Genomic DNA, 19,004 nt, shown 5'->3' on the forward strand with positions numbered 1-19,004 from the left:
CCCCGCCGAGCGAGAGAAAGAATCAATTAGGGCTTATTTCGAAACATTAATAATAGTGCGGCCAAGTTTTGCCGATCTATTGGTATAAAGTCAGGTTTCAATCGGATCCCAGTCAATCCAGCGCCCGTGAAAATCGGCGCGCCCAAGGGTGAGGTGCTTGTCGCCTGGCCAGAGGCGAAGCGACAGCAACGCACCACCACGCCCTTCCGGATCACTGTCACTCTCCATTCGAAACCATGCGAGCGGTTTCGACTCGGTTGCGACTGCACCCGCCGCCTCGATCATCGCGCGACCCCGCGCCTGAGCCGCTGCCGGGAAATACTGCCAAGCCACCGTGTGGTAAATCAGGTGGAGACACCCCTCCGGCTGGGCATCCAGCCGGTCGCTCAGCCAGTCAATCGCATCGCCACGAGCAACGGTCCCCGACTGCACGCCAATGGCGGCGCGGGTAAATTCGGCGCGGTGCGGCTGGTCCGGCCAGAGATAGGCCAGCAACCGTGTCACCTGCTCGGGGTCCTTTACATCAAGCGGATTGAGATCGACGCCCGCGCGATCCGTAACCTCGATATTCGCGGCTGCGGGAAGGTCTCCGTTCCAGTCGGGTGATAGCGTCAGCGCAGATTCGACAGGCCCAAGCCGCCCTTCCGTCACCTCGAGCGCATAGTGATCCCACATCAGGTTCAGCCCCGCGCTTGCGCCCAGCTCGCTTGTCATCAGGGGCAGGGGGTGTTTGCCTGCCACCCAATGCGCGGCGGCAATTATTGCGGCTGAGCGGCGAACTTCGTTGGTCTGGGGCGCGCTCTGCATCCAATCGATGAGAAAACCCTCGTGCCGTTTCATCGCGGAAAGCACTGCGTCCAGCAGCGCCTGGTCGGATACATTGTTAGGCGGATAGGCAGCGCGCAAGGCGTCATCTGCCGAGGTCAGCACCAGCGCATGCAGACCGCCCGCAAGCCGCAGCGGCAGCGAGGCAGCATTCGGTCCAAGATCATCCGGCCACCTCTCACAAAGCTCGGCGATCTTCCTCTGATTGGGCCAGTTATCGGCAAGCAGGACCAGCATCCGACCCATGAAAACCGACCCCAGCGCATGGCAGGACCGGGCCTGCGCGCGCAGTGCCGCAGGCATCCTCACCTGAATTTTTCCATAAGCTTCTGCAACGGCGTTTTCTCGGGCGTCGTATCCTCGGGTTCGGGTGCTTTCTTGGGGGGCGCGGATTCGACCTTTGGCGTGGCACTCTTGGATGACCGGGGCGGTGCGACCCGTAGGGAAACCGCGTTCATGAACTTGCCGAAATCTCCGTCCGCCAGCGACGCCGCGCCATCCGAGATTCCGCGCAGAACATCGTCGAGCCAGTCTTCATCGGCCTTGGCAAAGTCTTGCAGCACATAGGCGGGCACAAGTTCCTTGCGGCCCGGGTGGCCTACGCCAAGCCTGACCCGCGCGTATTCGGCGCCAATATGGGCATGGATCGACCGCAACCCGTTGTGGCCCGCATGGCCACCGCCCTGCTTGACCCGCACCTTTGCCGGGGCAAGGTCGATCTCGTCATGCAAGACGATCACATCGTCAGGCGTCAGCTTGAAAAAACGCATCGCCTCTCCGACCGACTGGCCCGAATTGTTCATGTATGTTTCGGGCTTGAGAAGCAGAGCCTTGTCGCTGCCCAGCCGACCTTCGGCGATTGCGCCCTGAAATTTGGGCTTCCACGGAGAAAACCCCTGATCCTCGGCAATCCGGTCAACGGCCATGAACCCGATGTTATGGCGGTTGCGAGCGTATTTCGCGCCGGGATTGCCCAGCCCCACGATCAGTTTCATCGCTGTCTCCGTTGACGTTCCACGACCAGTTAATGCCCGGAATTGCCCGGATGTTCCAGCCATTGGGTCAAAGTCTACCATGCGTCTAAATGAAAAAGGGGCCCCCGATGGGAGCCCCGTGATCGTCCTTACTGTCCCTCGAAAGGATCAATCGTCGTTGACTTCGATCGCTTCGACTTCGTCTGCTGCAACTTCTTCTTCTTCGTCATCCGCGGCGCGCAGGCCCGATGGTGCCGAGATGTTTGCAATCACAAAGTCACGGTCGATGGTCGGCTTCGCGCCTTGCGGCAGGTCGACCGAAGAGATGGTGATCGAGTCGCCGATGTTGAGCCCGGAGACGTCGATGGTGATGTGATCCGGGATATCGCCCGCGGTCACGACCAGTTCGACTTCGGGGCGGACCAGCGAAAGAACGCCGCCCTTGCGCAGTCCGGGGCAGTTCTCTTCGCCCACAACTTCAACCGGGATGAACAGGTTGATCTTGGTGGTCCGGCGCAGACGCATGAAATCGACATGTGTCGGCAGGTCTTTGACGATGTCCCGCTGAACGTCGCGGCAGATGACGCGAACGTCGTCATGGCCTTCAACTTTCATGTTGAACAGGGTCGCCTTGAAACGTCCGGCTTTGAGCTTGTGAAACAGCTCGTTGAAAGGAATGTTGATGGGAAGCGGGTCGTTGTCGCCACCGAATACAATCCCGGGAACCATGCCATCACGGCGTGCCTGACGAGCGGCGCCCTTGCCTGTCCCCGTCCGTTCCTGGGCTACGAGATCAGGAATCTCTCCAGCCATATCAATTCTCCAATTTGTAAGGGCAGGGTGCCTCCAAGGCTGTCACCCCGCGTGAAGCCGCGCGTATAGACCAGAGTCGCTGTCTTGAAAAGAGCTTTTCCTTGCGCCGCGCCGAGCCGCGTGACAAGTGGCAGAACATGGGACTTGTAGAAGATATCCGGATCAGCCGCGCGCCCGCGCTTGGATTTGTGGCAATGGCGCTGGTCTGGGGCTGTTTCGCAGCGCAGGTGCCGGTGATCAAGGCCCAGATCGGGGCGAGCGACGCTGCCTATGGTGCTTCTTTTCTTGTCTCCAGCATCGGCGCGATCAGCGCCATGTGGCTGGCGCCGCTGGTGGATCGCCGGTTGGGTGCCCTTTCTCTCGCGCTCAGCAGCGCGGCGATGATCGCCTGCATGCTGTTCGTGTCCTTCAGCAGCCTGATCGCGGTCTTCACTTTCGGCATGTTCCTGACCGCCGCCGCCTCGGGGATTGCCGATATCCTGCTGAACACGCGCATCGCCGAATCAGAGGCACAGCGCGGGCGACCGCTGATGAATCTCAACCACGCGGTCTATTCCTTTTCCTTTGCCGGGGCCGCGCTGGTAACCGGCATGGCGCGAGAGGCGGGTTTCACGCCCGTGCAGGTTTTCTGCATCGTCGCCGCCGTGATCTGGAGCCTGTGCTTCCTGATGGTCGCGCCGCATCGCCACACCGCCGGAGAACCCGCGCTGTCGGCGGCAGCGGGCCGGGTGATCGTCTGGCTTGCGGGTCTGGTCTTCCTTGTCGGTTTCATGGCCGAACAGGCGGTCGAGGGCTGGTCTGCGCTGCATCTTGAACGCACGCTGGGCGGCGGAGCCGCGCAAGGGGCGCTTGGACCGGCCGTACTGGGCGTGACGATGGGGATCGGTCGGATCATCGGCCAATCCGTGGCGGCGCGTCTGTCGGAAACGGTGATCATCGCCGCCGCCTGCACCATTGCGGCCATCGGAACCGCGACGGCGGCGCTCGCGCCGACGCTCATCGTCGCCTATATCGGCTTTTCGATCCTCGGTCTTGGCGTCTCGGTGGTCGTGCCGATCTCCATGGCGCTCATCGGGCGGGTCGTCCCGCAATCCGACCGGGTGGCCGCGATTGGCCGGGCCTCGGTCGTCGGCTATGGCGCGTTTCTCTTCGGTCCCAGCATGATGGGGCTGACCGCAGATCTCTACGGTCTTCGCGCCTCTTTCCTGCTGCTGGCGATAATGCTTTTGCTGGTCGCTGCCGTGCTGGTCCCGGTGATGAACCGGCGGCTCAGGGCAGGGCGCTCTTCAGGTGCCCACCCGCATCCATGACCCGCGCGTAAAGGTCGAACTCCGCCGCCCGCGCGGCACGTAGTTTACGCCGTGTGGCCTCTTCTAGCTCCGCCGGTACGTCGGGCGAGACGTTCTTGACGCCCGGCTTTACCGGTTCGCCGAACCGCTCGGCGAGAAAGTTCAACAACCCGACCGGCTTTTCATGGGCAAAGAGATCGGTGATCAACACGCGACCCTTCAGCGAGGTCAGCATCGCGAACTGGCTGCCAATCCCAGCATATTCGGGCGGATCGTCCGAAATCACCTCGCGCACGAACTGGTCAAAGCTGATCCCCTCCGTGCTGAATGCGCTGCCCTTCTTCGCCTGTCGAGCGCGATAGCGATACCAGCTTCGGATCTGCTCCTCCGGCTCGCGGATGACCGCGAACCGGTCCGGGCGCATGCCGAATTCGGTCTCGAGAAACGGTGCGATCCGCGCATGGAACCGCTGCGCCGAGATATGCTTGCGCCGCTTGGTAAAGATGATGTCGGCCTTCGGCTTCAGCGCCATCTCAATCGCCGTGGTGCCGGTTTTCGGCACCGCGATGAAAGCCAGCGACTGAGGCGAGAAGACCAGCAACGGATCAGTCCTGCCAGCGCCCTTCGAACCCTTCCGGAATAAGCAGGTTATGGCGGCCCAGATTGGCGACATTGGTTTCACCGCAGAGCGCCATGGTCATGTCCAGTTCCTTCCGGATGATCTCAAGCGCCGTGGTCACGCCCTTTTGCCCCATCGCGCCAAGGCCGTAGATATACGACCGCCCGATCATCGTGCCGTTTGCCCCCATCGCGAGCGCCTTGAGCACGTCCTGACCTGACCGGATACCGCTGTCGAGGATCACTTCGATATCACCGCCGACCGCGTCGAGGATCGGCGTCAGCATCCGGATCGAACTCAGCGCGCCGTCAAGCTGCCGCCCGCCGTGGTTGGACACCACGATGGCATCGGCACCCACTTTGACCGCCATCTTGGCATCTTCGGGATCGAGAATGCCCTTGAGGATGACCTTGCCGCCCCATTGCTCCATCAGCTTGCTGATCTTGTCCCAATCAAGCGTCAGATCGAACTGTTCAGCGGTCCACGCCCCCAGCGAGGCCGGATCGTCGATGCCGTCCACATGGCCGACGATATTCCCAAAGGAACGCCGTTTGGCGCTCAGCATCTCGATTCCCCAGCCCCATTTCGTCGCAAGGTTGGCAATTGTCCTCGGCGTCAGTTTCGGCGGGGCGGACAGACCGTTCTTGAGATCTTTGTGCCGTTGCCCCAATAACTGCAGGTCCAGCGTGATGACGAGCGCGGAACAACCCGCGTCCTTGGCCCGCTGGATCAGGCGCGAGGTGTAATCCGTGTCCTTCATCGTATAAAGCTGAAACCAGAAGGGCCCCGAGATATGCTCGGCCACGTCCTCGATCGAATTGATCGACATGGTCGACAGCGTATAGGGCACGCCGAATTTCTGCGCCGCCCGGGCCGCCTTCATCTCGCCATCGGCGTGCTGCATGCCCGTCAGTCCAACCGGCGCAAGCGCCACCGGCATGGTCATCTTCTGGCCAATCACCGTGCCGGCTGTCGACCGGTTCGACATGTCCACGGCGACTTTCTGGCGCAGCCGGATCTGCTCAAAGTCCGAGGAATTCTCGCGGAAAGTCTGCTCGGTCCAGCTGCCGCTTTCGGTGTAGTCAAAGAACATCCGCGGAACCCGGCGTTCATAGATCCGCTTCAGATCCTGAATATTCGTAATGACCGGCATTTTCGCGCCCTCCTTGCTAAGCACTCGGAAGCAGTAGCAACGCGCCGGGGCTTACTCAAGCTGCCAAACGAACTGGTCGAACGATGCGCACTGCGCCATAGTCGCGCAGAACAGGAAGCAGGAGAGTCAGATGTTCTTCGACGATATGCCGCTGGGCAAACGTTACACCACTGGATCCAAAACGCTCACGGCCGAGGAAATCATCGAATTCGCGAAGCAATGGGACAACCAGCCCTTCCATGTTGATGAAGAGGCTGCGAAGAAATCGGTCTATGGCGGTCTGATCGCCAGCGGTTTCCACACGATACTCACGGCCTTCAACCTGACGCTCGAGGCAAGCGACTGGTCGGAAAGCTCTATGGGGTCGCCCGGTATGTCCGAAGTGCGCTGGATCAAACCCGTCTACGCGGGCGATACCCTGCGGGTCGAGGCCGAAGTCACCGCGTCGAAAGCGTCCAAGTCAAAGCCCGACCGGGGGTTCGTCGACGTGCAGTACAATATTCTCAACCAGAACGACGATCTGGTCTCGTCCTATCATTCGACCCATATGCTCAAGCGGCGCAGTTAGGGCTCAGCCCAGAAAACGCTCGCTGCACCAGTTATAATATCGGATCGATTCCTCGATCAGCTCGCCCTCGGCGCGCGGCAGTTGCGACAGCACCGCCACAAAGGCTTTGCGCTTTTGCGAATAGGTGCCGCTCACGTGCCGCCCAAGGATCGTCGTGGCCTGTAACGCGCCTTCTTGAGCGCGGCGTTGCGTGATCAGCCCGCGCCTTTCAAGCACTAGCGACGTATAGGAAAAATAGGCCGCGCATTGCAGGGCCTGTGCCTCTTCACCGAAATAGGTGCGGGTCTGGGCCGAAGCCGGGGCAAGCCCCGCAAGGGTGAGCAATCCGACAAGCCAGGCAACTTTGAACATAGGCATTCCGATCCGGAAACTGTGCAAGTTTCCGCAACAGTGCCGGGGCCGAATGGCTTACCGTTGACCCTAAGCGGGTAATTTCAGGGCAATATTCAGGCCGAATGGGCCCCGTCGGCCAAGGACTTAACAAAAGCCAGCACTTCGTTAACGGGCTTGCCCTTTTCGATCTGGTCGACGATGGCCGACCCCACGACCGAGCCATCGGCCACTTCGGCAATCGCTCGCGATTGTTCCGGTGTCTTGATCCCGAAACCCACTATGACCGGCAGGTTGGTCCCCGCCTTGATCCGTGCGACTTCTGGTCCGACATCGGCGGACTGCGCCTCGGCCGAGCCGGTGATCCCGGTAATCGACACGTAATAGACAAACCCCGATGTGTTCTCGAGCACCTTGGGCAGGCGTGCATCATCGGTGGTTGGCGTGGCAAGCCGGATAAAGTTGAGACCGGCCTTCTGCGCGGGCAGGCACAGCTCGTCATCTTCCTCGGGCGGCAGGTCCACGATGATCAGCCCGTCGATCCCTGCCTCTTTGGCCTGTTCCAGAAAGGTGCTCACGCCGCGCGAATAGATCGGGTTGTAATAGCCCATCATCACGATCGGGGTCGTGTCATCGTCTTCCCGAAATTTGCGGGCAAGCTCAAGAGTTCGATTGAGTGTCATGCCGCCTTCAAGCGCGCGCTGCCCGGCAAGCTGGATTGTCGGGCCGTCCGCCATCGGGTCGGTAAAGGGCAGGCCCAGCTCGATGATGTCCACACCGGCACCCGGCAGGCCCTTCACGATCTCCAGCGAGGTTTCAAAGTCCGGATCGCCCGCCATCACATAGGCCACGAATGCTTTCTTCCCCGTGTCGCGGAGCGTGGCGAATTTGGCGTCGATACGGGTCATGGGCGCGTTCCTTTATCTGTCGGTCTGCCATGCCAAAACTGCAGGGGGAAATCAATGCACCATGTCCCCGTCCGACACCGCCGCGTCAGAATGCAACCGTGTAGCGCAGGCTAAGCGTATTCACACCGGGGTTGAAATCGCGGATCGAGGCATTGGAGATATGCGACAGCCCAAGGGACATGCTGTTGCCTGACTCGAACCGTTTGCCGACACCGATAAGCGAGCGGAAAAAGAAATGCCCGCCAAGCTGGTTCACCGGCATGTCCTCGTCATAGTACCCCGGCATAAGGCTGCCTTCGATGAACCAGTCGTTCGCCAGCGACCAGTTGGCGACGATCCCCGCCCCGACAAAGAAATCGCCCGCACCCGTAATCCGGGCGTTGCCACCCCATGAATAGCTGGCGACTTCACCTTCGTAAAACGGGGTGTGGTGGTATTCGAGATCGACGGTTGCCGTATCTCTCGAGATTTCATTGCTGAAATCCGAATAGCCTAGACCGAATGTCAAGGATTGGGCGCTGGCCATCGGGGCAAAAAGGATCATGACCGGCAAAGCAAGGCCGGATACTCTCAGAACGTTCTTCATTTTCTTGACTTCAATTTGAGTGTTGCGGTGAAAGAGCTCCGATCTTGCATCTGACGGCTATCACCGGCGCTTCCAAAACTCTTAACGCGGTAACGAACCAATTGGTTCAATCTCGTCTTTCGCGCAGCCCTGCTTGCGCTTGCGGCTTGGGCTGCTAGAAGCGGCGCAAATCTGACAGGAGAACGTCAATGGGATTCAAGATGGGTATCGTCGGATTGCCGAATGTCGGCAAATCCACGTTGTTCAATGCGCTGACGCGGACGGCGGCGGCGCAGGCGGCGAACTTCCCGTTTTGCACGATCGAGCCGAACGTGGGCGAGGTCGCCGTACCGGATGCGCGGCTCGACAAGCTCGCGGAGATTGCCAAGTCGAAATCGATTATCCCGACGCGGATGACCTTTGTCGACATCGCCGGTCTGGTGAAAGGCGCGTCCAAGGGCGAAGGGCTCGGCAACCAGTTTCTCGCGAACATCCGCGAAACCGACGCCATCGCGCATGTGCTGCGTTGTTTCGAAGACGGTGACGTTACCCATGTCGAAGGCCGTGTCGATCCGGTCGCCGATGCCGAGACCATCGAAACCGAACTGATGCTGGCCGATCTGGAATCCATCGAAAAGCGGTTGCAGAACATCGTGCGCAAGGTGCGCGGCGGCGACAAGGAAGCCGTTCAGCAGCAGCGCCTGATGGAAGCCGCCAAGGCCGCGCTCGAAGAAGGCAAGCCCGCGCGCACTGTCGCGGTCGACGAAGAAGACGCCAAGGCCTGGAAAATGCTGCAGCTTCTGACCGCCAAGCCGGTGCTCTACGTCTGTAACGTCTCCGAGGAAGAAGCCGCCGAAGGCAACGAACATTCCGCCCGCGTTGCCGAAATGGCAGCGGCACAGGGCAACTCGCACGTGGTTATTTCGGCCCGGATCGAGGAAGAGATCAGCCAGCTCGAAGACGAGGAAGCGCAGATGTTCCTCGAAGAGATGGGGCTCGAGGAGGCCGGGCTCGACCGCCTGATCCGCGCGGGCTACGAGCTCCTGCACCTTGAGACATATTTCACCGTCGGTCCGAAAGAGGCGCGCGCCTGGACGATCCGCAAGGGAACCATGGCGCCGCAGGCTGCCGGTGTGATCCACGGGGATTTCGAAAAGGGTTTCATCCGGGCCGAGACCATTGCCTATGACGATTTCGTCTCGCTCGGTGGGGAACAGCCCGCAAAAGAAGCGGGCAAGATGCGCGCTGAAGGCAAGGGATATACCGTCAAGGACGGCGACGTCCTGCACTTCCTTTTCAATAATTGAAAAAATTATGCACACAGCCCGTAGGGGCTATGTGCATGCCTGTGGATGGGGCCGCAATTACCGGGGGCCGTATTCCACGGGGTTACGGGTGGTGTCGATCTCCAGAGCGGAGTCGGACTGGTCGAGCCCGCGACGGAACGGCTGCTGGGATTCGGGAACTTGCACCCGGGTCGCATCTTCGATCGAATTCCGCATAGCGCTGTCACTTTCGTACGAGCGGTCCTGATCGTGGCTCTGCCCAGCTGCAGCCGGATCACCAGCATTGTAACGCGAATGTTCCGCGATAGCGTCTGCCTGTACGATACCGGTCGACGCTGCGATTGCAGTGATACCTGCGAGGGCGGCAATTTTCAGATTCGGTTTCATCTTCGTTTCCTTTCAATTCGTCTGCCAGCGTGTGCTGCATCAGCCCCGCTGGCAGGAAATGAACGGATTCCAGTAGCAAAAGTTTCACATTTCATGTTCACATAAATTTGCCCAAGCATTTACTATAAAACATAAATTTTCGCGTGAGCGCCTATTGAATTCGAACGCGGAGCCCTTAAAGGACGTGTGCGATGCAATCGTGATTGATGTTTCCGGGCGTCATTCTGCCGCACAGCGGAGATGAAAAAATTCGCTCCGGGGTTGCGTCATCTGCTCAACGGGCGAAAAATGATGCATCCGCAGCAGGGAATGTCATATGACGCCGACACAGGATATCGTCACGCCGCTCTACCACCAGATCACGCTGGTGCTCCGGCAGCGCATCGAGGCGGGCTATTACGGTCCCGACGGCCGGATCCCGTCCGAGCAGGACCTCGCCCGCGAATTCAATGTCTCCCGTATTACCGTGGCCCGCGCGATCAACGATCTCGCGCAGGCCGGTCTGGTCGAACGACGTCGCGGTGCGGGCACCCGAGTTGTTGGCGGCGCGCTAAGCCGCCCTGTGACCGCGGGCATCGGGTCGCTGTTGCAAAGTCTTAACGACATGGGCAGCCGCACTCAGGTCAAGGTTCTGGAATTCGGATTCACGGCCCCATCCCCAGAAGTGCGGGCGGCGCTGGAGCTGGACGCCGATGCGCGAGTGCAGCGAGCCGTTCGCGTGCGCAGCTACAAGAAAGAGCCGTTTTCCCACCTCACATCTTTCCTGCCGGATGACATAGGCAGCCAGTTCGATGCGGAGGACATGGGAAAGCACCCCATCATGGATCTCTTAAAGCGCGCGGGTATCAATGTCGGCAGCGCCGAACAAAGCTTTTCGGCTGCCCTGGCGGACCCGCAAACCGGCGCCGCGCTCGACGTGGTCGTGGGAACGCCTCTGCTGGCAATCGACAGGGTCATCCGCGATGACAGTGGCCGCGGCGTGGAGTTCCTCAAGATTCTCTACCGCACGGATCGTTATCAATATCAGATGACGCTCGACGCGGCGGGCGAGAATGGCGCGAATACATGGTCCACCACCGAAAACTGATCCTCCCGGTCTGATCAAACGGCAGGCATTCAATGCCGGTTGATCGCGTTCCTTCCGGCCCGGGGTTTACCTTCGGGCATCTTTGCGTATTGCTATATCAATAGATCAAACCCTGCGCCGCCCCGGCTGCGCGAAACGGAGCGCTCAATGGCTGTCCATCGCATCGCTGCCGCACATGCGGCCTCCATCCTGCTCGACAAGGCCGCGTCCATCGCGCTCGCCTGTGACATGATCGAAGAGGCGGGGAGCAAAGGCGTCGAACTGCTTTGCTTTCCGGAAACCTTCGTGCCGGGGTTCCCCTACTGGATCAACCTCTACCCGCCGGGGAACCAACATGGCGTCCACCTGAAATACCTCGCGCAGTCTGTCGATATCGCGACGGGCGATCTCGATCCTGTTTGTGCGGCGGCAGGCAAGGCGGGGGTCTCGGTCGTGCTCGGCATCAGCGAACGCGACGGCGGAACTATATATAATGCACAGGCCTTCATCGGGCCCGAAGGCGCTCTGCTTGGGGTGCATCGCAAGCTGCAGCCCACCTTTGCGGAACGTATGCTCTGGGGGCAGGGCGATGGCGCCGGGCTGATCGTTGCGGAAATGCCCGTGGGCCGGGTTGGCGGGCTGATCTGTTACGAACACATGATGAACCTTGCCCGGCAGGCGCTGATTTCCGACCGGATGCAGATCCACTGCGCCAGCTGGCCTACCTTTGCAACTCTCGCAAAACGCGGTGGCACCTATGACGAAACCGTCGAAATTCTCATGCGCTCGCACGCCATCACCGGTCAGTGCTTTGTCATCCTCGCCGAAAACTTCGTAACCCAACAATATCTCGACGTGATGGAAGAGGAGCTTGGACCGCAAGCCGAAATCACGGCAGGCGGCGGCTGTTCCGCGATCTATGCGCCCTCCGGCGCTGTTCTTGCCGGCCCACACAAAGGCGCGACCCAGGCGATCATCCACGCGGATGTCGAACTGGACGATATCTATCGCTCCAAGGTGCTCGCCGATACTGCCGGACACTCCTCCCGGCCTGAAATACTGCAACTGCAGGTCAACCGCAGCCCGGCGCAAACGCTGGTAGAGACAGGCCGCGCCAAATGACCTTGCCTGCGGGCAATCAATATGACATATTGATATAGCATTATACTAAATCGGATGGCCGGACAGTGACCCAAAGAGACTATGGCGCAATCGACGCAGTTGCGAATATCTGGACCGCCGAGGCACTCGCCGGGCGGCCCGACCGCGAGGATTTCTACACTGGCAAGATGAAGGTCGATCAGCAGACCTTTGAGGGCATCTCCCTCGAGGAAATGCTGGGCCGCATGGACAGGGCCGGGATCGAAAAGGCCTTTCTCATTGCTGCCAAGGTCGGGCCCCGTTTGCACCGCTCCTGCTACCATGTGCCTTACAAGCTGGTGGTCGACGCGGTGCAGAAATACCCCGACCGTTTTCTTGGCCTCGCGGGCATCGATCCGACCGAGGGGATGAACGGCGTCCGTGCGCTGGAATCGGCGGTGCGCGATGACGGTTTCATCGGCGCGCATCTCTACCCGCACTGGTTCGAACTGGCCCCCGATCACGCCCGCAACTACCCGTTCTACGCCAAGTGCATCGAACTCGACGTGCCGATCCAGCTGCAAGTGGGCCAGTCGATGGTCTATGACAAAAGTTACCCCCGTCGCAGCGTAGGCCGCCCGATCACGCTCGACGCGGTGGCCTGCGACCTGCCCGAGTTGAAGCTGATCGGCATCCATGTCGGCATCCCCTGGACGGATGAGATGATCGCGATGGCGTGGAAACACGAAAACGTCTTTATCGGCTCTGACGCGCATTCCCCGAAATACTGGCCCGAAGCCTTTGTGAAATACATCAACTCCTACGGGCAGGACAAAGTCATCTTCGGCACCGATTTCCCGGTTCTGGATTTCGAACGCACCATGCGCGAGATCGACGATCTCAACCTGCGCCCCGGTCCCGAACGCAAGTTCCTGCGCGACAACGTGCTGCGGATCTACGGGCTGGAGGGCTGACATGAACCTCGCCGAGTCGCTGGAAATCCATGCCGTCGCACGGCCCGACCACCCGGCTGTCATTTCCGGCGACACGGTGCTGACCCACGCCGAATTCGCCGCCCATGTCCGCGCCCTCGCGGCAGGGCTGGCCGCTCAGGGCATTGTGACGGGTGATCTCGTCGGTGTCTGTCTCAAGGATACGATCGACCATCTCGCTGCGAATTACGCCGTGGTCCGGCTGGGCGCGATTCTGCTGCCGATGGATTGCCGTTGGACGCAGGAAGAAAAGGAACGGCTCGCCGAACATTTCGGCACCCGGCTCGTCCTGATCGAGCATGACGCCGCCACGCTGTCGTCGGGTATCACGGCCACGGTTGCCGAAACCCTCTCGACAGACGATGCACCGGCCATCGCGCCGGGTGGCGCGGCCGGGCTTTTGTTGTCGCTGTCCTCAGGCACCACCGGGCGGCCCAAAGGCCCCTGTATCACGCACGATCACATGCTGCGCCGGTTCTGGACGCATTGGATCAATCTCGGCCTGAACGCCTCGGATCGCTATGTTTCGGCCACGCCGCTCTATTTCGGCGGCGGTCGGACTTTTGCGATGTCCGTCCTCTTTGCGGGCGGCACGGTTATCCTCTTTCCGCCGCCGTTCAAGCCAGACCAGTTGGTCGATGAAATCGCGCGGGTGGATGCAACCAGCACCTTCCTTGTCCCGACCCAACTGCGCAAGCTGATGGAGATGGACGACGCCGCGCTCGCGCCGGCCCGCAACTTGCGCACGCTGATTTCCAGCGGCGCCCCACTTGACCCGGATGAGCGCATCAGTCTCTGCAGCCGCGTCTGCGCGAATTTCATCGAATATTACGCCTCGACCGAAGGCGGCGGCGTATCCATTTCCACACCCGAAACCCGCCTGCGCGCGCCTGATTCCGTGGGCCGTCCGGTATTCGCGGTCGAAGTGCAGGTCGTTGATGAAGATCACACTCCTTTGCCTGCCGGTTCTGTCGGACGGTTCCGCTATCGCGGGCCCGGTGTCGCAGACAGCTATTACAAGGATGACGCCGCCAGCGCGGACGCCTTCCGCGACGGCTGGTTCTATCCCGGCGATTTGGCCGAGATCGACGAAGGCGGTCATATCCACCTGCGTGGCCGCACCAAGGATCTGATCATCCGAGGCGGTGTAAACATACACCCCGGCGAGATCGAAACGATCCTGCGCGAACACCCTTCGGTTTCCGAAGCCGCCGTGCTCGGTCGTCCCTCCAAACGCCTCGGCGAAGAAGTCGTGGCCTTCGTCACGGCAAACCCGCTGGACGAGGACGCGCTGACCGCATGGTGCAAAGAAAAACTCGCGCCCTATAAGTGTCCGGTCGCCTTTATCGGTATCGACGACATGCCCCGCAACAGCGCCGGCAAGATACTCAAGACCGAACTCGCCGCGCAATTGCCTCAGGATGCGGCCTGACCTGATGACCCGTTTCGCCCCTGTCTTCAGCGCCCTGAGCGCAGCAGTCGAGAGGGGCGAAATACCTGGCGCGCATCTTCTTATCTCGCACCGGGGCGAAAACTTTGACTGGATGGGCGGTTTTCGCGACCGTCAGTCAGGCGATCCGCTGACCGCCGACACGATTTACCGGCTCGCCTCGCTGTCCAAGATCATGACTTCGGTTGTCGCGCTGACCTATGTGCAGGAGGGGCGTCTGGACCTCTCCGATGAAGTCTCACACTATTTTCCCGCGCTTGCCGATATGAAGGTGGCCATCGAACGCGAAACCATCAGCGGCGAGCGGGCGATCAACCTTGTCGACCCCGAACGCCCGATGCTGGTGCATGACCTGTTCCGCCATACCTCGGGTCTCACCTACGGCCAGTTTTCCGATTCGCCGGTGCAGGCCGCTTACCGCGCGGCGGGCATGTCAGATCACGACCAGAGCCGCGACGACATCATTGCCAAACTGGCGACGCTGCCGCTCGCCCATCACCCCGGCACGACATTTGCCTATGGCATGTCGACGGATGTGCTCGGCTGGATACTCGAGGAAATCGAAGACAAATCGCTCGAGGACATCTTTCGCGCCCGCCTCTTCGCGCCGCTGGGCATGGAGGAGGCCGCCTTTCGCCCCGCGCCCGACCGGATCGGTCATATCGCCCAGCCTCAACCCGACCCCGAAACCGGTGAGATCCCGGTGCTGGGGTCGCGCAATTTTTACGAGGCCGGGTGGCTCTCCGGCGGCCACGGCCTCTTTGTCACTGCCGGGGATATGAAACGCTTCATGGCGATTCTCGCCGGGCGGGGCAGTCATGGTCAGGCGCGCATCCTCTCCCCGGCGATCTTTGACTGGATGACCTCGAACCATCTGCCCCCGGGTGTGCATTTCGATCCCGATTGCGACCTGCTCGGTCCGATGGCCCCTTATCCGTATCAGGGTAACGGCTTCGGTCTTGGTGTGCTCGTGCGCACCGCGCCGGGACTGGCATGCCTGCCGGGAACGCCCGGCGATTTTTCATGGTCTGGCCTCTCGGGGACCTATGCCTGGGTCGATCCCGAACGGGACCTCTCCTGCGCGTTTCTCATGCAGTCCCCGACCAACCGGCGCGAATTCATCAGCCTGCTGCGGCGCCTCGTCTATGGCTGCCTGTAAAGCTCGCAAAATGATCAATCGGCAAGGGCATGAGAGGATTGTCGCAAGAATCTATTGATCGACAGGCAAACTTAGATCTAATGTTATATTGATATGACAAATAGCCTAACCGACTCGGCGAGAATCCATAAGAGACACCGGGCACGGAAGATCACCCAGAACCTGCGACGGGAAACGCAGGCATCCAGCAAAACGCAAATAGGGAAGATACAATGTCGAAACTAATCATGAACCGCCGGTCTTTCGTTGCCGGTATGCAGGGTCTCGCGCTCGGGACCGCGCTTACCGGTCTGCCGCGTCTCGGTAATGCACAGGACCTCAAGAATGTCACCTACCTGACGCCCTTCGGCTACCTGATCAACTTTGCCGCCGCTATGTACGGCGACACCAGCGGCATCTTTGAAAAGCACGGCCTCAACGTCACCGTCGAAGGCGGTCGCGGTTCCTCGATGGCGGTTCAGCAGGTGACCGCAGGCCGCGCACTGGTCTCGCGGACCGGCGGTACCGACCTGATCAAGGCCTATGCCAAGGATCCTTCGGTCGTTGCGATTGCCGAAATCTACGAACGCGATCTTTTCTACGTCATCAGCGCCGAAGATGGCGCTATCAATTCGCCCGAAGACATGGAAGGCAAGACCATCGGCATCGTCTCTCCCTCGGGCGCGACGGAAAACATCCTCGACATGATGCTCGCCGCCAAGGATATCCCCGCCGACGCGGTCAGCCGTGAAGTCGTTGGTAACGCGCCTGCCGCCTTTGAGCTGGTGAAACAAGGTCGGATCTCTGCCTTCATCGCCACTAGCGATACCGATTTCCAGCTCCGTCAGGCAGGTGAACCGATCGTTTCCTGGTCGACCGACGACGTCGCGCTTTGCCCGGGTCAGGTTTACATGACCTCCAAGGCACAGCTCGAGGAAAGCAAGGAAGAACTCGCAGCCTTCCTCTCGGGTATTCAGGAATGTCTCGGCGTCATGCTCGAAACTCAGGACAAGATGGAAATCATCAATTCGATGGGTGCCAAGTACGACCTCGCCGAAAAAGGACGCCCCGATGGCGGTCTGGCCGTGCTTGAATTCGGTATGCCGAACTACCAGCGTGCCTATGACGAGAAAATGGCCTCGGAACAGGAAAGCTGGGACAGCGCCTATAAGCTGATGGTCAAGGCTGGTCTGATCGAGGAACTCGAAGACCGCGACTTCTTTGACGACTCCGTTCGTCAGCTTGCCTTCTCGTGACAATCGACCCCCATAAGACCGCTCTGATCGTGATCGACCCTCAGGTGTCGTTCTGCGATCCGGGCGGGTCCATGGACAGGCAGGGGCGCGATCTAGCGCCCCTGCAACTTGCCGTGACGCAATGTGTGCTGGTCGCCGACCGCGCCCGCGCCGCCGGAGCCACCATCATCTGGACCCGCATGGTTTTTGCCCCCGGCTACACCGATGGCGGAGAGCTGACCAACCGCATCCGTCCCAATCTCGTAAAGATCGGCGCGCTGGAACGCGGCAGCGGAGACGAGGAACTGTCGATGCTGGTCTCCCCGGCGCCAGAGGACGTAATCATAGACAAGCCCCGGTTCTCCGCGCTCATCAACACCGGATTGGAACAGGTTCTGAAAGACCGCGGCATCAATACGGTGATTGTCGGCGGAGTCACGACCTCGATGTGCGTCGAAAGCACCGTGCGCGATATCGGCCAGCGCGACTATCAGACCTTTGTGCTCACCGATGCCTGCGCCGATTTCGACACCAAGGTGCACGAGGCGTCCCTTGCCGCGATGCAGTTTGGTTTTGCCAAGGAACTCAGCGTGGATGACGCCCTGACGCTTCTGAAAGGATGAATGTAATGACCCCAGCCAAGGCCGAAATGAACCCGGCGCCAGAGCATCAACCGGCCGACCTGTCGGTGTCGGCCGCAAAAGACGCGATGATCCGCCTTACCGGCGTCGAGCAGCGTTACAAGACGAAAGACCACGATGTTCTAGCCCTGACGGACGTGAACCTGAACATCGGCAAGGGTGAGTTTCTCGTGCTGCTGGGGCCATCGGGCTGCGGCAAGACAACCCTGCTCCGCATCATCGCCGGGCTGCTGCAATCCACCTCCGGCACGGTCGAGATCGACAACAAGCCGCTCTGGAACAAGAAGGCCCGCAACGATGACGCGATGGACGAACTCGGTGTCGTCTTTCAGGAAGCGAACATGTTCCCGTGGATGACCATCGAGGACAATATCGCGCTGCCGCTGAAACTGCGCGGCGTGCCCAAGGCAGAACGCCGCGCCCGTGCGGCTGAGCTCTGCAAGATGGTCGGCATTGAAGGTTTTGAGAAACGCTGGCCGCGTCAGCTTTCGGGCGGTATGCGCCAGCGCGCCGCCATCGCCCGTGCGCTTTCAACCAAACCGCAGATCCTTTTGATGGACGAACCCTTTGGTGCGCTCGACGCGATGACCCGCGACGCGATGAACCTCGAGCTTCAGCGCATCTGGATGGAAAGCGGCTGCACCATCGTGCTGGTCACCCACTCGATCCGCGAAGCGGTCTTCCTCGCCGACCGCATCCTCCTTTTGTCGCCGCGACCGGGCCGCATGGACACGATCACCGATATCGAGATCGAACGCCCCCGCGACACCTATGTTCAATCCACCCAAGGCTTCCAGGACTACGAGCTCAGCCTCCGTCAGCGCCTGGATTCCTTCGCCTGATCCCGCAAGGAGCCGATAAGATGGGAAAATACGCCGCCTGGGTCGCCACCCCTCTGGTTCTCGCCCTGCTGGTCCTGATCTGGCAGTTCTACGTTGTCGTTTTCGAGGTCTCGCCTTTCATCCTGCCGCCCCCGCTCGCCGTCTGGCACGCGACGGTGGAACTGCTCTCGGAACCCAAGACCTATTCACATATCGCGATCACCGTTTATGAAACCGTCGCCGGTTTCCTCATAGCGGTTATCATCGGCATCGTCTTTGGCGGGCTGCTCGGCAAGATCCGCTGGCTCGAGCGTACCCTCAACCCGCTGATCGTCGGGCTTCAGGTCATGCCCAAAGTGGCGCTGATCCCGCTGTTTATCGTCTGGTTCGGTTTTGGCCCCACCTCCAAGGTCGTCCTTGCGGCGGTGATCTCCTTCTTCCCGATCATGACCAATACGATCCTTGGCATGAAATCCGTTGAAACCGGCCATCGCGACGTGATGCTCGCCCTGAACGCCTCGCGCTGGCAGACCTTCAAAGAGGTCGAGCTACAGAACGCGCTGCCCTTCATCCTTACCGGCATGGAAGTTGGCATCGTGCTTGCCACCATCGGCGCGATCGTCGGCGAATATCTCGGCGGCAGTCAGGGGCTTGGTTACATGGCCGTTGCCACGCTCAACGCCTTTGACGTGACCTCGATGTTCGGCGTGATCTTCCTGCTGACCATCCTCGGTCTTGTTCTCTACTTCTTCGTCGTCATGCTGCGCCGCTTCGTCACCCCGTGGCACGAAGCCGTCACCTCGACCCGCGACTGATCCACCCAGACTGCCGATCAAGGAAATACACTCAGGAAAGGACCACATT

The 19,004-nt window shown here is 60.4% G+C and carries 21 protein-coding genes; 12 read left to right on the plus strand and 9 right to left on the minus strand.

Annotated features, from left to right (window positions below; translation table 11 throughout):
• Positions 1–90 precede the first annotated feature (90 nt).
• From MF268_RS10005 to MF268_RS10015, 3 genes are all read right to left on the minus strand, one after another.
• On the minus strand, positions 91–1,128 hold the full coding sequence (locus tag MF268_RS10005; protein ID WP_238371126.1) for a DUF2332 domain-containing protein: 1,038 nt from the start codon (positions 1,126–1,128) through the stop codon (positions 91–93).
• Positions 1,129–1,130: 2 nt separating this feature from the next.
• Positions 1,131–1,820 (minus strand): aminoacyl-tRNA hydrolase, encoded by a 690-nt coding sequence (gene pth, locus MF268_RS10010; RefSeq protein ID WP_238370730.1) that lies wholly within the window; start codon positions 1,818–1,820, stop codon positions 1,131–1,133.
• Between the two features lie 147 nt (positions 1,821–1,967).
• Positions 1,968–2,612 (minus strand): 50S ribosomal protein L25/general stress protein Ctc, encoded by a 645-nt coding sequence (locus tag MF268_RS10015; protein ID WP_238370731.1) that lies wholly within the window; start codon positions 2,610–2,612, stop codon positions 1,968–1,970.
• 101 nt (positions 2,613–2,713) lie between these two features.
• Here MF268_RS10015 and MF268_RS10020 point away from each other — a divergent pair, with 101 nt between their 5' ends.
• Positions 2,714–3,922, plus strand: a complete 1,209-nt coding sequence (locus MF268_RS10020; RefSeq protein ID WP_238370732.1) for an MFS transporter — start codon at positions 2,714–2,716, stop codon at positions 3,920–3,922.
• Here the strand turns inward: MF268_RS10020 and MF268_RS10025 are convergent.
• Positions 3,882–4,502, minus strand: a complete 621-nt coding sequence (locus MF268_RS10025; protein ID WP_238370733.1) for a hypothetical protein — start codon at positions 4,500–4,502, stop codon at positions 3,882–3,884. The genes MF268_RS10020 and MF268_RS10025 overlap by 41 nt on opposite strands.
• A 4-nt stretch (positions 4,503–4,506) precedes the next feature.
• Entirely contained in the window at positions 4,507–5,673 is a 1,167-nt protein-coding gene (locus MF268_RS10030) for an alpha-hydroxy acid oxidase (RefSeq protein WP_238370734.1), read from the minus strand.
• Between the two features lie 130 nt (positions 5,674–5,803).
• On the opposite strand from MF268_RS10030, the gene MF268_RS10035 reads away from it, so the two are divergent.
• The gene (locus MF268_RS10035; protein ID WP_238370735.1) at positions 5,804–6,241 is read left to right on the plus strand and encodes a MaoC family dehydratase; all 438 of its coding nucleotides are present in this window, start codon (positions 5,804–5,806) and stop codon (positions 6,239–6,241) included.
• A 3-nt stretch (positions 6,242–6,244) separates the two neighbouring features.
• On the opposite strand, the gene MF268_RS10040 is transcribed toward MF268_RS10035, so the two are convergent.
• From MF268_RS10040 to MF268_RS10050, 3 genes are all read right to left on the minus strand, one after another.
• Positions 6,245–6,592 (minus strand): hypothetical protein, encoded by a 348-nt coding sequence (locus tag MF268_RS10040; RefSeq protein ID WP_238370736.1) that lies wholly within the window; start codon positions 6,590–6,592, stop codon positions 6,245–6,247.
• A gap of 95 nt (positions 6,593–6,687) precedes the next feature.
• Complete coding sequence (gene trpA / locus MF268_RS10045) at positions 6,688–7,479, minus strand: tryptophan synthase subunit alpha (protein WP_238370737.1); 792 nt, start codon at positions 7,477–7,479, stop codon at positions 6,688–6,690.
• An 85-nt stretch (positions 7,480–7,564) separates the two neighbouring features.
• Positions 7,565–8,065, minus strand: a complete 501-nt coding sequence (locus tag MF268_RS10050; RefSeq protein WP_238370738.1) for an acyloxyacyl hydrolase — start codon at positions 8,063–8,065, stop codon at positions 7,565–7,567.
• Between the two features lie 188 nt (positions 8,066–8,253).
• Between MF268_RS10050 and ychF the strand changes: the two genes are divergently transcribed.
• Entirely contained in the window at positions 8,254–9,351 is a 1,098-nt protein-coding gene (gene ychF / locus MF268_RS10055; protein ID WP_238370739.1) for a redox-regulated ATPase YchF, read from the plus strand.
• A gap of 57 nt (positions 9,352–9,408) precedes the next feature.
• Here ychF and MF268_RS10060 read toward each other — a convergent pair whose 3' ends face one another.
• Positions 9,409–9,717: a hypothetical protein gene (locus MF268_RS10060; RefSeq protein WP_238370740.1), complete on the minus strand. Its 309-nt coding sequence runs from the start codon at positions 9,715–9,717 to the stop codon at positions 9,409–9,411.
• A gap of 316 nt (positions 9,718–10,033) precedes the next feature.
• On the opposite strand from MF268_RS10060, the gene MF268_RS10065 reads away from it, so the two are divergent.
• From MF268_RS10065 to MF268_RS10105, 9 genes are all read left to right on the plus strand, one after another.
• Positions 10,034–10,804, plus strand: a complete 771-nt coding sequence (locus MF268_RS10065) for a GntR family transcriptional regulator (protein ID WP_238370741.1) — start codon at positions 10,034–10,036, stop codon at positions 10,802–10,804.
• 147 nt (positions 10,805–10,951) lie between these two features.
• Positions 10,952–11,905 (plus strand): carbon-nitrogen hydrolase family protein, encoded by a 954-nt coding sequence (locus MF268_RS10070; RefSeq protein WP_238370742.1) that lies wholly within the window; start codon positions 10,952–10,954, stop codon positions 11,903–11,905.
• Positions 11,906–11,970: 65 nt separating this feature from the next.
• Positions 11,971–12,837, plus strand: coding sequence for an amidohydrolase family protein (locus tag MF268_RS10075; protein WP_238370743.1), 867 nt, complete (start codon positions 11,971–11,973; stop codon positions 12,835–12,837).
• A 1-nt stretch (position 12,838) separates the two neighbouring features.
• Positions 12,839–14,287, plus strand: coding sequence for a class I adenylate-forming enzyme family protein (locus MF268_RS10080; RefSeq protein ID WP_238370744.1), 1,449 nt, complete (start codon positions 12,839–12,841; stop codon positions 14,285–14,287).
• Between the two features lie 4 nt (positions 14,288–14,291).
• Positions 14,292–15,464, plus strand: coding sequence for a serine hydrolase domain-containing protein (locus MF268_RS10085; RefSeq protein WP_238370745.1), 1,173 nt, complete (start codon positions 14,292–14,294; stop codon positions 15,462–15,464).
• 212 nt (positions 15,465–15,676) lie between these two features.
• Positions 15,677–16,699 carry an ABC transporter substrate-binding protein gene (locus MF268_RS10090; RefSeq protein ID WP_238370746.1) on the plus strand — a complete coding sequence of 341 codons (1,023 nt, stop codon included), beginning with the start codon at positions 15,677–15,679 and terminating at the stop codon, positions 16,697–16,699.
• Positions 16,696–17,301, plus strand: coding sequence for a cysteine hydrolase family protein (locus tag MF268_RS10095; protein ID WP_238370747.1), 606 nt, complete (start codon positions 16,696–16,698; stop codon positions 17,299–17,301). The genes MF268_RS10090 and MF268_RS10095 overlap by 4 nt, the downstream gene beginning before the upstream one ends.
• A gap of 5 nt (positions 17,302–17,306) precedes the next feature.
• On the plus strand, positions 17,307–18,161 hold the full coding sequence (locus tag MF268_RS10100; RefSeq protein ID WP_238370748.1) for an ABC transporter ATP-binding protein: 855 nt from the start codon (positions 17,307–17,309) through the stop codon (positions 18,159–18,161).
• A 20-nt stretch (positions 18,162–18,181) separates the two neighbouring features.
• Positions 18,182–18,955 (plus strand): ABC transporter permease, encoded by a 774-nt coding sequence (locus tag MF268_RS10105; protein WP_238370749.1) that lies wholly within the window; start codon positions 18,182–18,184, stop codon positions 18,953–18,955.
• The last annotated feature ends 49 nt before the right edge of the window (positions 18,956–19,004 follow it).

Origin of the sequence: Heliomarina baculiformis (assembly GCF_019966545.1) — a bacterium.
Lineage (GTDB): Bacteria > Pseudomonadota > Alphaproteobacteria > Rhodobacterales > Rhodobacteraceae > Heliomarina > Heliomarina baculiformis.